Source organism: Pontibacter sp. FD36, assembly GCF_015686655.1.
Classification (GTDB): Bacteria; Bacteroidota; Bacteroidia; order Cytophagales; family Hymenobacteraceae; genus Pontibacter.
Map to the genome: position 1 here is coordinate 496484 of NZ_JADPMP010000002.1, position 15314 is coordinate 511797.

The following is a 15314-nucleotide window of genomic DNA, read 5'->3' on the forward strand; positions in this document are numbered from 1 at the left end:
ATAACAGAAGAGCCGCTGATTACCAGCGGCTCTTCTGCTTTATAAATGGACTGAAACTATTGCTGTTTAGCGTCTATCTCTTTTTGCAACTTCTTTGTGAGTTTTAATTTCACCAGTTCATACGATTGTTTAACATAATTTTCCCACTCTTGCACACTAAGTCTCTCCCATGACTGTATCTGCACCCACTTGTTACGGGCCATGTAGGGGGCCGGGATTATACCTACAGAAGTCGAAAGTTCATCAAATTCTGCATCAGTTACTTTGAAAGACACACTCGGAGCGCCTTCGAGGTTCGTGACACAAAACATTTTGCCACCAACCAGAAAGCATAGGTCATTTCCCCACTTCACATCTTCCGTTACACCTTTCAGGTCCAGACAAAAGGTTCTTAGATTTTCTATGTTCATATGAAATTTAGCTTAAAGCAACACATCACAGCACACCATTTTCAGGGAATTTACCCTGCTTGGTTCGGTAAAAAGCCTTGATCTTCTCTAGATCTGCTTCTATATCCCCCGTAGGGTAAATGGACGGTCCTATACCTGCTTCCTTCTTTGCATAATCGACATAGCCTAGCACAATTGGCACACCGGCACCTACTGCAACATGGTAAAAACCTAAGCGCCAACGCGGTTGGTATTTGCGGGTGCCTTCCGGTGTTACGAGCACACACATATCACCAGGTGTCTCCTTAATGATCTTGATCATGGCATCTACCATACGCGTGTTCTTCGAACGGTCAATAGGCAAAGCGCCCATCGATTTGAGAAGACCGCCAAATGGGAATTTCATGAATTCCTTTTTGATCGTAAAACGGATGGGAGCCTCCATCATGTAAAATGCGGCACGGGCGTAAATGAAATCCCAGTTACTGGTATGAGGTGCGGCTACCATCACGCAACGGCGTTGGTCTGGAGCCAGGTTCCCGTTTAGTTTCCAGCCTGCAATTTTGAAGAGGAGTTTAGAGATTGCTTTTGCTAACATATAATAGGCTATAAAAAAATGCTAATCCATGACTCAAGCCGAGCAAATGGATTAGCATTTCAAATATAGTGTATTCTCAGTAAAAACAGAATCTTAGAGGGCGCGTTTAATCACATGTGATTTCTGGCGCAGTAAGTAAGCCTGCAAACCAAAGCCAATCATAGGGCCTAATTCGGTATAAGCTCTTCCGTCTCTGTCTACTTTGCGGAAGTAACGAACAGAAAGCACCGGCTCCAGGGAAAATTGCTTGTTAATGAAAAATGCATACCCGAGGCCTACTCCGCCCTCCAATGCTTTGTACTTGCGGTTTACATCATTAAAATTATTCAGCCCCGCCAGCATGGTCACCTCACCAAAGACACCGTTAAGCATGTAGTATCGGATAAAAGGACCAGCCAAAACAAAAGTTTCTCTACTTGGCTCCCGATCACTATCAGTCGCATCAGTGATCTTGTTACTCTGGTGCAGTACACTCAGATCGAGGCCAACAGCTAAGTCTTCCCGCACAAAATAGCCGTTCTTACTTCGCAGGTTAAAATCTATCCGGCGACCAGTAACTTCCTGTCCAGTATTGTTTAGTTCACTGGAGGTAACCTTGTAACTCCCTTGAAGGTTACCGCCTAACAACAAAGAGCCATGTTTTATTTTAGCTCTTATAAGTGAACTCTCATTTTCCTGGGCCCTAAGCGAAAAAACAGTAATAAAAAGTAGGGCTACAATAAGGATAAAGGTACGTTGTAGCATAGTAGAGTGGGGTTGTATATGCAGGATTTTACGATCAACACTAAAAATAGATTAAAAATTATCTTTTAATATTAACAGAATAACATCAGATAAAGAAATGTTTTTTCTGCTTACTCCGCTAGGTCGAAATAGTTACCTGCAATAACTCTTTTTTAATGCTCATCGTGTAGGTATAGCCGATCTCAAAAAGCTCATCCGCTTTACTGAAACTCATTAATCTGTAATGCTTTAGCGCGGGTGGTTCAATGAAATAATCACAGAGATGGCGTCGTAGTTGCACGTTGTTATTTATCGCAAGGTGAGCCGTCCGCTCAACCATGCTCCGAAGGCTGGTAATGCGTACATCGTGATTGAGGGGATTGCTGTGCACACCTATTTTAAAATCACACTTTCCTGTCAGGGCTTGCAAAGGCAGATTGTCCAGCAAACCGCCGTCATTGAGCAACATCCCCTCGTACTGTACCGGTCTGTATAGGACAGGCACTGCTGAAGAGGCGATCAGGGGCTTGATCAGGTTTCCACTCGAAAAATTAACGGTTACACCGGCATGCATATCTGTTGCCCCTATAATGATAGGGATAGCCAAATCCTCGAAAGTGGCCTGATCACCCAGGTAGCGGTGGTAGAGCTTTTCAACTTCATCTAGGTGCAAGATGCCCACCTGCCCAATGGCCAGCCGCATGATGCGATAGATGCGCAGCTCCTTGATGAGACGCAGTGTGTCATCGGGGCTATAGCCGGCCGCATAGAACACGCCCACTATAGCGCCAGAACTCACTCCTGAAAGTATGGTTGGCTTTATACCTAATTCGTCAAAAGCCTTGAGTACACCCAAATGGGCAATGCCCCTGGCAGCGCCTCCCGAAAGTGCCAGCCCTACACGCTTCATTAAAATTCGCTCAGTGAAAAAGTTGTATCAAGCCTCACACCTTTTTCAGTGTGTTGCACAGTGCAGCATTCATTCACGGCGTCATGCTCCAGGTATAACACGAAGTTCTCGTCGGCTGCCATGTTAAGAAACCGGGCTTTCTCATCCAGTGTCAGAAGAGGGCGTGTGTCGTAACCCATGACATAAGGCAGTGGAATATGCCCAGTCGAGGGCAGCAGATCAGCCATGAAAGCCACTTTACGGCCTTTATAAGAGATGATCGGCACCATCATTTTATCGGTATGGCCGTCAGCATAAAATATATCGAACTGCGGGAAAGGCGATGGTTTGTTAGGGTCTACGAACTGTAAATGCCCGCTCTCCTGCATAGGCAATATGTTTTCTTTCAAAAAAGACGCTTTCTCACGGGCATTCGGCTCTATTGCCCATTTCCAATGATCGACATTAGACCAGTAGGTGGCATTCGGGAATACCAGTTCCAGGGCCCCGTCGTTGTTTTTATATTTCACGCCACCGCCGCAATGATCAAAATGCAGGTGCGACAGAAAAACATCGGTTATATCGCTGTGGGAAAAGCCGGCAGCATGGAGGGACTTTTCGAGTGTGGCGTCACCGTGCAGGTAGTAGTGACTATAGAACTTTGCATCCTGCTTATCACCAATGCCATTGTCGATCAGGATGAGACGGTCTCCGTCCTCGATTAACAGACAGCGCATTGTCCAGGTACATAAATTATTTTCATCGGCAGGATTAGTACGCTGCCACAGAGATTTGGGCACTACGCCAAACATGGCACCTCCGTCCAGCTTAAAAAATCCTGTATCGATCACGTGTAGTTTCATAATTCTATTGTGTTAGAATGTTTAGGAGTTAGCATAGCAAGCACCACTTTTTACTGGGGTATTTACGAATGGTTACTGTCATCTGCCTAAAGTTACCAAAACAAAAAGAGGTGGCAAAACCTCTGCAGGCTGCCACCTCTTATATATTTGCTATGTGAGAATCCGATGTTCAGGAATCCTCAAAATCTAGAATTCATTATCAGCTTTCCAGAACCACGCCCATTGAGGAGAACTTTTCGATGCGCTGCATGATGCGGTCTTCAGGGGCTATACCGTCCAACTCATCCAGCATTTTGCAGATCTCCTTCTTGAGGGTACGCATCATTTTGTCTGGTTCTGTGTGCGCTCCACCTAGCGGTTCCTTGATAATACCGTCAATCAGCTTGTGCTGCAGCATGTCGGTAGCTGTCAGTTTCAGCGCTTCGGCAGCCTGCTCTTTGTAGTTCCAGCTGCGCCAGAGTATAGAGGAGCAAGACTCAGGCGATATTACAGAGTACCAGGTGTTCTCGAGCATCATGACACGGTCACCGATTGCTATGCCCAGTGCACCACCAGAGGCGCCCTCTCCTATAATGATACAAATCACCGGCACTTTCAGCATGAACATCTCTTTCAGGTTGCGGGCAATCGCCTCGCCCTGTCCACGTTCTTCAGCCTCCAAACCCGGAAATGCACCCGGTGTATCGATGAAAGTAACAATCGGACGGCCAAACTTCTCAGCCATTTTCATCAACCGAAGCGCCTTGCGATATCCTTCCGGGTTTGCCATACCAAAGTTGCGCATCTGGCGCTGCTTCGTGTTACGGCCTTTCTGCTGACCGATAAACATAACGCTGCGTCCATCTACTTCACCAAACCCACCTACCATGGCTTTGTCGTCGCTTACGGTACGATCACCGTGCAACTCCACGAATTTAGATGTTAAACCGGCAATGTAATCCAGGGTATAGGGCCTGTCCGGGTGGCGGGAAAGCTGGACACGCTGCCAACGGGTCAGGTTGGCATAGGTCTCTTTCTTAAGCGTCTTTATCTTTTCTTCAAGCGCTTTGACTGCTTCCGAAACGTCTACCTGGCTTTCGCTGGCCAGTTTTTTCATTTCCTGCAGTTTGCCCTCCAGGGCCGCTATAGGTTGTTCAAAATCCAAAAGCATAATTCCTCATTGCTGATTGAAGCACAAATTTAATAGATTACAGTTACGGAATTGCCAATCTTCGAAAATTATCGTCTATTACAAAAAAAGTATATTTGGTTTTGAGCAAGTTACGTTTTTAAGGCAAAAATATAGCGCCAAAATGTGTACCTACACTTGCAGAATCAAAATTTACCCTCTACATTTGTGACACTTTAACGGATAGCGTTATCGAAATACATTTGGTCTGGTAGTTCAGTTGGTTAGAATGCCGCCCTGTCACGGCGGAGGTCGCGGGTTCGAGTCCCGTCCAGACCGCAGCTTAAACCCCTGCGGTTAACACAAGTAAAGCAGTAGGCTTTACCCCTTAAAGAGTTTGGTCCGGTAGTTCAGTTGGTTAGAATGCCGCCCTGTCACGGCGGAGGTCGCGGGTTCGAGTCCCGTCCGGACCGCAGATTTAAACTGCGGTTTATTATTCAGAGTAGATGATTCTGATTTTTCAATTTATTGGTCTGGTAGTTCAGTTGGTTAGAATGCCGCCCTGTCACGGCGGAGGTCGCGGGTTCGAGTCCCGTCCAGACCGCTTAAAAGCTCTTGTGAAAGCGAGGGCTTTTTGCGTTTATACGCCTTTCCCCTTCTATTAACTATACCTATGTAGGTTCAAATAAATCGTGCCCCAGCGGGATTAACTCAAGATTACCACTGTTTTTTCGACTTTTTGGAGAAATATGGTGTTGCGAGAGAAATGAGATATTCCACATCCCTCATTTCATTCGAGATGACAAACTAAGCCAATTTGAGTTTATACTTACTATACCATGAGACGCCTTCTCACTACATAGGAGCATCTAATAGCTCAGCTTATAGATTAGCCTCGAAGCTGAATTAATTTCTTTTATAAAATAAATAAGTTATAACGCCAGAAAAACAAAAAAGGCAGCCCCGTTATACGGAACTGCCTTTTTCTTTGAGTGCTATAATACTGTATTACTCGTGGTAGTTTAGGATGCGGTGACCGCCTTCCATCAGATAGGTATCACGCTTGAAGAGCTCGATGTCGTTCTGCATCATGTCTTTCACCAGTGCAGGCAGGTCGTACTTCGGCGTCCAGCCCAGCTTCTCCTTCGACTTGGTCGCATCACCGATCAACAGCTCCACCTCCGTCGGACGGAAGTAGTTCGGATCTACGCATACCACCTCTTTGCCGATCTCGATCTGGTACTCCGGATTGTTGCAGGCGGCCACGTAACCCTTCTCGTCCACGCCTTCGCCCTTAAACTCGATTTCGATGCCCACCTCGGCAAATGACATCTTCACAAAGTCACGCACAGTAGTGGTCACGCCAGTGGCGATCACGAAGTCCTCCGGCTCGTCCTGCTGCAGGATGCGCCACATGGCCTCTACGTAGTCCTTGGCATGGCCCCAGTCACGCTTGGCGTCAAGGTTACCCAGGTATAAGCCGTCCTGCAGACCCATCGCTATACGGGCGGCGGCGCGGGTGATCTTGCGCGTCACGAACGTTTCACCTCTCAGTGGTGATTCGTGGTTGAAGAGGATGCCGTTGCAGGCAAACATGCCATAAGCTTCGCGATAGTTCACCGTGATCCAGTAAGCGTAAAGCTTGGCTACCGCATAAGGAGAGCGCGGGTAGAATGGCGTGGTCTCCGTCTGTGGCACAGCCTGCACCAGACCGTAAAGTTCTGAAGTGGAAGCCTGGTATACCTTCGTTTTCTTCGTCAGCCCCAGGATGCGGATTGCTTCGAGTATGCGTAGTGTGCCCAAGCCATCAGCATTGGCCGTATATTCTGGTGTGTCAAAGCTCACCTTCACGTGGCTCATGGCCGCCAGGTTGTAGATCTCGTCCGGCTGCGTCTCTTGGATGATACGGATCAGGTTAGTGGAGTCGGTCAGGTCACCGTAGTGGAGCTTGAAGTTGATGTTCTTCTCGTGTGGGTCCTGGTAGAGGTGGTCGATGCGCTCTGTGTTGAACATCGAGCTACGGCGCTTCACACCGTGTACTTTATATCCTTTGCTCAGTAAAAGCTCCGCTAAGTAGGCACCGTCCTGTCCGGTTACGCCAGTGATAAGGGCTGTCTTCATGTGATATACTTGTTTAATGTAATTCTCTTTTTATGGTTGTATATAAGGTATGACTAAGCAGTCACGTATTTTTCTTTGAAATCGGCATAGGCCAATGCTATACCTTCGCGCAGTTCAATTTTGTGTTTGAAACCAAGGCTGTGCAGTTTGCCCACATCCATCAGCTTGCGTGGCGTACCATCCGGCTTCGACGTATCAAACTCCAGCTCGCCTTCATAGCCAATCACCTCTTTGATCAGCAGCGCGAGATCCTTGATGGAGATATCTTCCCCCGTGCCGATATTCACTAGCTCGCGACCGTTGTAATTGTCCATCAGGTATACACAGGCGGCTGCCAGATCATCGGCAAACAGGAACTCGCGTTTCGGACTGCCCGTACCCCATACGGTAACAGTGGGTGCGCCGTTGTCTTTGGCCTCATGTATTTTTCGGATCAGGGCCGGCAGCACATGCGAATTTTGAAGATCATAGTTGTCGTTATAGCCGTAAAGGTTGGTCGGCATCACGCTGATAAAATTGCTGTCGTACTGGTCGCGGTAGGATTCGCAAAGCTTGATGCCCGCTATTTTGGCAATGGCGTAGGGCTCGTTTGTCTGCTCCAGCGGTCCGGTGAGCAGGTATTCTTCCTTAAGGGGCTGCGGGGCCATTTTCGGGTAAATGCAGGAAGATCCCAGGAACATCAACTTCTTCACCCCGCTCAGGTGTGCGGCGTGGATGATGTTGGCCTCGATCATCAGGTTGTCATACAGGAACTCTGCCCGGAAGGTGTTGTTAGCATGAATGCCCCCTACCTTGGCTGCGGCCAGAAACACGTAGTCCAGCTGCTCGTTCTCAAAAAACTCCTGCACGGCCTGCTGGTTGCGCAGGTCCAGTTCAGAAGAGGTTCTTGTAATGATGTTTGTATACCCATCGGCCTCCAAACGGCGCAGAATGGCAGAGCCTACCATGCCCCGGTGGCCAGCAATGTAGATTTTAGAAGTTTTTTCCATCGATAAAAAAGTACAAATGTGTGCAGTAGAAGCACGCTGGACTTACCAGTTATATTGTTTAACGTCACGAATCAGAATTGTGCGTTCTGATTGCGGGAAAATTACTTAAATGCACAACAGGCACTTACTCGTAAAACATATCCCATGACGCAGCTTACGCCAAAGTTGACTGCATTGTTTAACTCAATGCAAATAATATTAAAAAAGATTGATATAAACGTAGGAATGAGCGGTGCAAATACTGCACTTACTGTTATGAACAGGCTGATTGCTAAAAATCAACCTGCAGTCCATTCGTGATGGCGTAGATAAATTTTGTAACAGGAACAATGGGTCTGTCCTCGTAGGTGAAGTTGAAGTTGGTGCGCATCGATACACGTCCGACCAACCGCACGGTCAGTCCTAGATCACCGCTGATGCGGTTACGGAACCGGCGGATATCATCATCATAACCTGTCTGAAAATAGGCTATGTTATTTGTCTCCACATGCTCTGATAATTTGGAGCGCAGACTAATGTAATTAGTCGACTTGAGCAAATCCGCCACACGGGTTACACCTTCCTGCTCCGGATCTTTCCAGCTTTCGTGCTCGTGCATCAACCCTGTGCCCGCAAACCAGGAAGTATTGTCAGTGCGATAAAGTAGCCAGCGCAAACCCCCGCCTGTCAGAATACGCCGCTCCAGTCCACGGGCCAGGTCCGTCTGGTATTGGGTAAAAAGCTCATAAGACATCTTGCGGCGACTAAACAGATTCACTCTGAAATGGGAGTAACCATTGCTGGCTACGGTGTTGCGCAATTCGCGTGAGTCATAGTTTACCAGCAGGTAGTTATAATAGTTGAGCAGCAGGTAAGTATGCTTTTTGGAAATATAAGCCAGATCCCCGTTGAAAGTCAGCTGCAGAAAGTTGTTAGGATTGTTACGACCCGCATTGCGGTTGAACATCGAAAAGTTAAGCCCTGCCTTGCCTGTCAGAAAATCAGCCGTATCACGCTCTACCCTCGAACGCTCAATATTTAGAATCTGGGCATCCACTTCTGGAGTAGTATAGAAGAGAGAGAGCAACAGAATAAAAAATATGGCAGGTATAGTACGCATGATGATTGACTTGCAAGTGAGAAGGTATAGCTGCAAAGGTATAAAGCCCGGGGGAGCTATGAAAATCAGGCTAACATTCATAACATTTGGAGCATCTGCCGTTTTATAATAGAAGGAGATGATACCTCCCTAACACGTTCACCTTTAAGCATAAAGCATATGGCAAGAAGTTCAGCACAACTGGTGGCAGCTATTCGTCAGACAGCCAACCGACTGGCACAAGGCGCCAACTACCAATGGGGCCATATGGGCAGCTGCAATTGCGGTCAACTGGCCCAAACCATTACCCAACTTGAAAAGGGTTACATACATGGAGCAGCCATGTGGCGACATGGCGACTGGAGCGAACAGCTGCGGGACTACTGCCCTCAAAGTGGCCTTCCTATGGATGAGATCATCGACCAAATGCTCTCCTGGGGGTTCACCAAAGATGACCTGGCTCACCTGGAGCGACTCTCCGATGCCAAAGTTATCGAGATGCTGCCGCCTGACAGACGCTGCTTAAAACACAACCAGCGAGACGATGTGGTGCTATACCTGAACACCTGGGCTGAACTGCTCGAGCTGGATTTGCTACCAGTACCGTCCATACAAGGCATAACCGCTGAAGCTGCGTCAGGTGTAAAGGTATAGAACCGCCGTTGTGCCTTTGCAGGATATTTCGCAGTTTTGGGAAATATACCTTATACCATGCAGCAACAAGCCATAATCGACGCAACCGCAAACTATGTAAGAGAACAACTGGAAGGCGAAGGCTCCGGCCACGATTGGTGGCATATCTACCGGGTATGGAAAAACGCTCTCTACATTGCCTCACAGGAAAAAGGAGCCGATACCTTTAAAGTAGAGCTGGCGGCACTGCTGCACGACATAGGCGATCATAAGTTTCATAACGGCGACCACACCGTAGGGCCGCGCATGGTACGGGAATGGCTTGAGAAGATGCAGGTAAAAGAAGAACTGATTGCCGAGATCTGTGCCATTGTCAGTGGCCTGTCTTATAAAGGAGCCGGTACCTCTTCAGAAATGCCTACCCTGGAAGGCCGTATCGTGCAGGATGCAGACCGGCTCGATGCCATTGGCGCTATAGGTATAGCCCGCACCTTTGCATACGGCGGTCATAAAGGGCGCGAACTGTACAACCCAGCCATAGTCCCTGTGCTTCACGATAATTTTGAAGCCTATAAATCAAACACAGCACCCACCATCAACCATTTCTACGAAAAGCTGCTGCTACTCAAAGACCGTATGCACACCCCTACTGCCCGCGAAATGGCTGAAAAGCGCCACCGCTATATGGAGGATTTCCTGGCCCAATTTTATGCAGAGTGGAATGCTACCGATCATCTGGAAGGCTCCTGAAAACTAAAAAGGTTAGCATCTGGTTTGAAATGCTAAAAAAACATACCTTTACTGTATGGAGATATTGGTAGGTATAGCGGCATTTCTGGCTGGGCTCGTTGTAGCGTATCTGGCTATGAAGGGCAAGATAAGTGCACTGCAAGATAAGTTTAATCAGGCAGTGGTAGCGCAGGGCGTTTTGGAGGGCCAGGCCCGGCACCAGGCACAGGAAGCGGAAGTCCTGAAAAACCAGCTGCGAGAAGCCCAGACAGAAACAATTGAGCTGACCAATGCGCTGACCAAGACGGAAACAGACTACGAACACCTGCACCAGCGCATGCATGAGCAGGCCAGGGAACTGGAGCAATTGCGAGAAAAATTCCTGCAGCAGTTCCAGCATATCTCTAACCAGGTGCTCATGACCAATGCCGAGCATTTCAATAAGGCTTCTTCTGAAAACCTCGAACGGATCCTTACACCACTTAAAGAACGCATCCGTGAGTTTGAGGCTAAAGTAGATCTTACCTATGAGAAAACACTGAAGGATAGCATTTCGCTGAAAGAACAGATCAATCAGTTGTCGGCCCTGAATCAGCAAATGAGCCAGGATGCGCTCAATCTGACAAAAGCCCTGAAAGGCGAAAGTAAAACACAGGGCAACTGGGGCGAATACCTGCTGGAAAGCCTCCTTGAGAAATCCGGCTTACGCAAGGGCGTGCACTACGAGCGTGAAGAGGTGCGGCAGAATGACGAGCTGAAGGTATACCGGCCAGATGTGATCGTACGTTTGCCTGACTCCAAGCACCTGGTGATCGACTCCAAGCTTTCGCTGGTGGCTTATGAAGCCTACTGCAGTTGTGATGACGAGGCGCAGTTGGAGACATACCTGCGCAGTCACATCAGTTCTATCCGGACACACTACACTGATCTTGGCCGCAAAAACTACCACCGCCTGAGCGGCATAAACTCTCCGGACTTTGTGCTGATGTACATTCCCATTGAGCCGGCTTTTAACCTGGCACTGCAGCACGACCAAAATATTTTTACCGACGCATTTGACAAAAACATTGTACTGGTAACCACCTCTACCCTACTGGCCACTTTGCGCACGGTGGCTGGTGTATGGCGGCAGGAGGACCAGAAAAGAAACGTGCTGAAGATTGCAGAGGAAAGCGGGAAGCTCTATGATAAGTTTGTGGGTTTTGTGGAAGATCTCAAAACGGTCGGACGCCACCTGGAACAAAGCCAAAGTGCCTATAACGGAGCCATGAACAAATTAACCGAAGGTAAAGGCAACCTGATTCGCAGAGTGGAGATATTGCGGGAATTAGGAGCCAAGACAAGTAAACACCTGGACGAGCACCTCCTGCAGGAAGCCATTGCTACACCAGGTGATGACAATGAATAAAAATCAATAAAGCGGTGGGCAGGTCAATATAGATGACCTGCCCACCGCTTTATTGATAATGAGATCTATTAGTAATTCGCCTCAAGAGCAGGAACATCCACCAGGATAAAAGTGGCATCTGCAGTCCCCCGGATGGCAATCACCTCCTGCTCATCAAGTCTGATCTGGTCATGGCTGTCAGCTTCGACATTATTAACGAGCAGACTTCCTGTTAGTACATAGATCAGTGTTCTACGAATCTTGAATGTTCTGAAAGTTATTTCTTCTCCCTGCGATACGCTGCCATAGTAAACCGTGGAATTGGAGTTAATGTAAGTGACATCTTCCAGCACCTTCTGACCCGTTACCAAAGGTATAAGCTCGTCCTTTGCCTTCAGAAACCCTACATCCATCACTTCATAGGATGGTGCAAGCCCTCGCTTGTTTGGCATAAACCATAGCTGAAGCAGGTGGATTTCATCATCTGTATCGTTTGTTTCAGAATGGCTCACACCAGTGCCAGCCGTCATCCGCTGTACCTGGCCCGGAGACACCGTTGTCTCATTTCCGATGTTGTCCTTGTGACTCAGATCTCCTGACAGTACAATGGTCACAATCTCTAATTCAGAATGAGGATGGGTAGGAAAACCCGAGCGTGGACTTACGTAATCATCATTAAAGACGCGCAGTGGACCGAACTCCATGTTTTCAGGATCATAATAATCTGCAAAAGAGAAGAGATAGTGGGAACGGAGCCAGCCCTCCACCTGGGCCTCATATCTTTGGGAAGCGGTAATTAATCGTATCATATCGCGCTTTTGTTTTATGCTATGCCTTTACGGATAATGGCGTTTGTAGTTAACTGGTCGCATAAAACAGCGCTAAAACAGCGCATCCTGCCCTATCAGAAGCAGGATGCGCTGTTTATACAATACCTTAAAGTGCTGTTAAAGCATTAAGCTTTCTTCAGTTTAAGCATCTCCTTCTGGAGATCAAGCACAATGGATGATAGCTTGTCAAGTGAAATGTCAGCAATCGGGAAAGTAGAGCTGATATAAGATTTGGCTTCCCAGATCTCCACTACATCATCAACTGGCAACTCGTAAGGAGAGTAGAGCGGATTATCGGAGTGCAGGCGCAAGGTGGAAGCCTCTTTCACTTTATTATAGACCCGCTTGAACACGACCCCCTCTTTGCCACTGACAATGATACAGGGCGTACCATCCTTTAACGTACTCCAGTCCTCAACAAAACGGCCAACAATGACAGTACCTGAAGCCAGAGGCAGCATAGAGTCACCACTGATCTCAAAGGCACGGTAAGTCCCGCCGCTGCCCAAGGTAGGAAGGCGGAAACGAGGCAATTCCTCAATAAACTCAGGATCGGCATAACCGTTCAGGTAGCCGGCACTTGCCTTATAAGGAACCAACTCTATATTTTCTCGATCTTCCTGATCTACCGTAATGGCTAATACCCGCAGTTTACCACCACCGGCCTGACCTGGTTCAGGTTTGTAAGCCGGATCAGATAAGTCAGCGGTAATAAGTTCATCAAGAGAAACCTCAAAAAGACGCGCAACGTTGACCAGCGTGCTTAGTTTTGGCTCTGCCCTTCCCTCCTCATACGCCCCCACCAACGAACGCTTGATTTCTAATTTCTCGGCAAGCTGTGCCTGGGTATAGCCGGCCTGCTTCCGAAGGTGTCTTATATTCGATGTTACCTTTTCCACTATTCTTCTTTGTTCGTGTTCTGATAATAATAGAGCACACTGGGTGCTGGCATGTAAACATACTAAATTTATACGTATTATACTAATTTTATTAGCAAATAATTGTCATGAATTTCAGTGATATTTGCAAAAACTAATATACAACCGTAAAGTACAATTATAGTAACACATAATCATTTAAATCGATTTAATATACACTCCAAATAGTCCTATTAAAATTTATTTGCTATAAAGTTTGCAAACTTACTTTTTATCCAATTATCTTTCGTGAAAAGTAAACCCAAACGCATATTATATGATTAAAATCTACTAAACCTTCACATCCTGCCGGGCTCATTACATAGTCCACATCTTTAAGAATCCATATTTAAAAATGTAGACAGGAATACTACGCTCTATTAAATCCATCGATAACATAAAATTTCTACAATTTTATCGCATCACTAAACTTTTCAAAATCTCACGTTGTTACGAGGCATTGTGAAATTTTTAATACAATAATTTACCCAATCCAACCAATCTTATATGATGAACAATTCTACACTATTAAAAGCGTTGTCAGGTTTAGCTCTGGCATCCGTATTCACCCTCTCAAGCTGTCAGAAAGAGGACTTCATGGAAGAGCAGTTTCAGACTGATTCTGTTCAGGTCGATACTCAACATGGACAGGCTATACCTGGCCAGTACATTGTAGTATTTAAAAATGGAGGAAATAACTTAAACGCAACCGGTGTAAGTGCCATGACCATAGCCGGTCGCACCGCAACAGTAGCCCTTCGTGAACGACTGCTGCTTACAGCAGGAATTGAGCGTGAAGCTATACAACAAACTTTTGAAGGAAATGTAAACGGTTTTGCAGCCCGACTCTCTAAAGAACAGTTAGATCAGTTGCGCAAAAACCAGGAAGTAGCCTACGTTGAACAAGACCGTATTATTATGCTTGCAAAGCCGGGTACTGACAATACGACAACGAAAGGCAACGGCAAAACGAAAGACGACAAAACAACGACGAATGGCAATGGTAATGGTAATGGCAATGGTAATGGCAATGGTAATGGCAATGGTAATGGCAATGGTAATGGCAATGGCAATGGAAAGAATAAAAACACAGAGCCTGCACCTACCCAGCCAGCCCCGTCAGAACCAACTCCTACCGAACCTGCTCCGACTGAGCCGACACCTACTGAACCAACTCCAACAGAGCCAACTCCGACTGAGCCGACTCCAACAGAGCCAGAACCAAAGCCACAGCCTGAGCAGCCAATCAGCAGCCCATATGCTAAAATAACTCCCCTTGCAGGTGAGACCCTGCCTTGGCACATAGCCATGAATGGCTACGGAGACGGCACTGGCAAAACGGTGTGGGTAATTGACTCAGGTATAGATACCGATCACCCTGATCTGAATGTAGACTTCCAGCGCAGTACGTCACTTATTTATGGTGATGCTTCTATTGAAGACGGCTTCGGTCATGGTACGTATGTATCCGGTATTATCGCCGCCAAAAACAATGGTACTGGCATGGTGGGCGTAGCTGCAAATGCAAATGTTGTAGCTCTGCGTGTGTTTGATAACACAGGATATGGCACTGTGTCGCGTGCCATCAGTGCCGTAAACTATGTGATCAACATGGCCAAGCCTGGTGATGTGGTAAACATGAGCCTGGGTAGTGGCATCTCCAGCACACTTGACAATGCCGTTACTACTGCAGCTGGCAGAGGCATCCTGTTTGCAATCGCAGCTGGCAATAGCGCTGTAGACTGCTCTGTTAATTCTCCGGCCCGTGTGAATGCCCCGGGAGTATACACAGTGTCTGCGATGGACCGTTACCAGAACTTCTGGTCAAGCTCCAACTATGGCGCACCTGTTGATTATACAGCTCCTGGTGTAAGCGTAACATCTACCCGCATTGGTGGTGGTATCGGTAGCGTCGGAAGCGGCACTTCCTATGCTGCGCCTCACGTGGCTGGTATCCTGTTGCTTCGTGGCGAGGTGTTCTCACAAGGTATCGTAAACGGTGACAAAGACAGCTGGCCAGATCCAATCGCTTCTGTAGAGTAATAATTCATACTCCTTAT

15 protein-coding genes and 3 tRNA genes are annotated in these 15314 nt (G+C 47.3%); 7 read left to right on the forward strand and 11 right to left on the reverse strand.

The features are described from left to right. Nucleotides 1–56: 56 nt before the first annotated feature. The 6 genes from I0P70_RS04605 to I0P70_RS04630 all read right to left on the reverse strand — a co-directional run bounded on the left by I0P70_RS04605 (nt 57) and on the right by I0P70_RS04630 (nt 4612). Entirely contained in the window at nt 57–410 is a 354-nt protein-coding gene (locus I0P70_RS04605; protein ID WP_196114995.1) for an MmcQ/YjbR family DNA-binding protein, read from the reverse strand. A gap of 25 nt (nt 411–435) precedes the next feature. Continuing rightward, complete coding sequence (locus I0P70_RS04610; RefSeq protein WP_196114996.1) at nt 436–987, reverse strand: 1-acyl-sn-glycerol-3-phosphate acyltransferase; 552 nt, start codon at nt 985–987, stop codon at nt 436–438. 93 nt (nt 988–1080) lie between these two features. Continuing rightward, nucleotides 1081–1617 (reverse strand): hypothetical protein, encoded by a 537-nt coding sequence (locus I0P70_RS04615; RefSeq protein ID WP_196114997.1) that lies wholly within the window; start codon nt 1615–1617, stop codon nt 1081–1083. 232 nt (nt 1618–1849) lie between these two features. Further along, a complete protein-coding gene (locus tag I0P70_RS04620) occupies nt 1850–2620 on the reverse strand; it encodes a patatin-like phospholipase family protein (RefSeq protein WP_196114998.1) in 771 nt (256 codons plus the stop codon). Next, entirely contained in the window at nt 2620–3462 is an 843-nt protein-coding gene (locus I0P70_RS04625; RefSeq protein WP_196114999.1) for an MBL fold metallo-hydrolase, read from the reverse strand. Before I0P70_RS04625 ends, I0P70_RS04620 begins: the two co-directional genes overlap by 1 nt. Nucleotides 3463–3661: 199 nt before the next feature. Next, entirely contained in the window at nt 3662–4612 is a 951-nt protein-coding gene (locus tag I0P70_RS04630; RefSeq protein ID WP_196115000.1) for an acetyl-CoA carboxylase carboxyltransferase subunit alpha, read from the reverse strand. A gap of 223 nt (nt 4613–4835) precedes the next feature. Between I0P70_RS04630 and I0P70_RS04635 the strand changes: the two genes are divergently transcribed. The 3 genes from I0P70_RS04635 to I0P70_RS04645 all read left to right on the forward strand — a co-directional run bounded on the left by I0P70_RS04635 (nt 4836) and on the right by I0P70_RS04645 (nt 5174). Next, nucleotides 4836–4909, forward strand: a tRNA-Asp gene (locus tag I0P70_RS04635). Between the two features lie 60 nt (nt 4910–4969). Beyond that, a tRNA-Asp gene (locus I0P70_RS04640) sits at nt 4970–5043 on the forward strand. A gap of 57 nt (nt 5044–5100) precedes the next feature. Next, nucleotides 5101–5174, forward strand: a tRNA-Asp gene (locus tag I0P70_RS04645). A 404-nt stretch (nt 5175–5578) separates the two neighbouring features. Here the strand turns inward: I0P70_RS04645 and gmd are convergent. From gmd to I0P70_RS04660, 3 genes are all read right to left on the reverse strand, one after another. After that, nucleotides 5579–6691 carry a GDP-mannose 4,6-dehydratase gene (gene gmd, locus I0P70_RS04650; protein ID WP_196115001.1) on the reverse strand — a complete coding sequence of 371 codons (1113 nt, stop codon included), beginning with the start codon at nt 6689–6691 and terminating at the stop codon, nt 5579–5581. A 53-nt stretch (nt 6692–6744) separates the two neighbouring features. Then, nucleotides 6745–7698, reverse strand: coding sequence for a GDP-L-fucose synthase family protein (locus tag I0P70_RS04655; protein WP_370583176.1), 954 nt, complete (start codon nt 7696–7698; stop codon nt 6745–6747). 253 nt (nt 7699–7951) lie between these two features. Further along, complete coding sequence (locus tag I0P70_RS04660) at nt 7952–8815, reverse strand: DUF481 domain-containing protein (RefSeq protein ID WP_196115003.1); 864 nt, start codon at nt 8813–8815, stop codon at nt 7952–7954. A 123-nt stretch (nt 8816–8938) separates the two neighbouring features. Here I0P70_RS04660 and I0P70_RS04665 point away from each other — a divergent pair, with 123 nt between their 5' ends. The 3 genes from I0P70_RS04665 to rmuC are packed head-to-tail and all read left to right on the forward strand — an operon-like array spanning nt 8939 to nt 11528. Next, entirely contained in the window at nt 8939–9412 is a 474-nt protein-coding gene (locus I0P70_RS04665; protein ID WP_196115004.1) for a hypothetical protein, read from the forward strand. Nucleotides 9413–9469: 57 nt separating this feature from the next. Continuing rightward, the gene (locus I0P70_RS04670; RefSeq protein ID WP_196115005.1) at nt 9470–10141 is read left to right on the forward strand and encodes an HD domain-containing protein; all 672 of its coding nucleotides are present in this window, start codon (nt 9470–9472) and stop codon (nt 10139–10141) included. A 55-nt stretch (nt 10142–10196) separates the two neighbouring features. Next, nucleotides 10197–11528, forward strand: coding sequence for a DNA recombination protein RmuC (rmuC, locus tag I0P70_RS04675; protein WP_196115006.1), 1332 nt, complete (start codon nt 10197–10199; stop codon nt 11526–11528). A 68-nt stretch (nt 11529–11596) separates the two neighbouring features. Here the strand turns inward: rmuC and I0P70_RS04680 are convergent, their stop codons facing one another. Together I0P70_RS04680 and I0P70_RS04685 are read right to left on the reverse strand one after the other, a co-directional pair. Beyond that, entirely contained in the window at nt 11597–12316 is a 720-nt protein-coding gene (locus I0P70_RS04680; RefSeq protein ID WP_196115007.1) for a pirin-like bicupin family protein, read from the reverse strand. Nucleotides 12317–12462: 146 nt separating this feature from the next. Then, nucleotides 12463–13236: a LexA family transcriptional regulator gene (locus tag I0P70_RS04685; RefSeq protein ID WP_196115008.1), complete on the reverse strand. Its 774-nt coding sequence runs from the start codon at nt 13234–13236 to the stop codon at nt 12463–12465. A 615-nt stretch (nt 13237–13851) separates the two neighbouring features. On the opposite strand from I0P70_RS04685, the gene I0P70_RS04690 reads away from it, so the two are divergent. Beyond that, a complete protein-coding gene (locus I0P70_RS04690; protein ID WP_230391982.1) occupies nt 13852–15297 on the forward strand; it encodes a S8 family serine peptidase in 1446 nt (481 codons plus the stop codon). Nucleotides 15298–15314 lie beyond the last annotated feature (17 nt).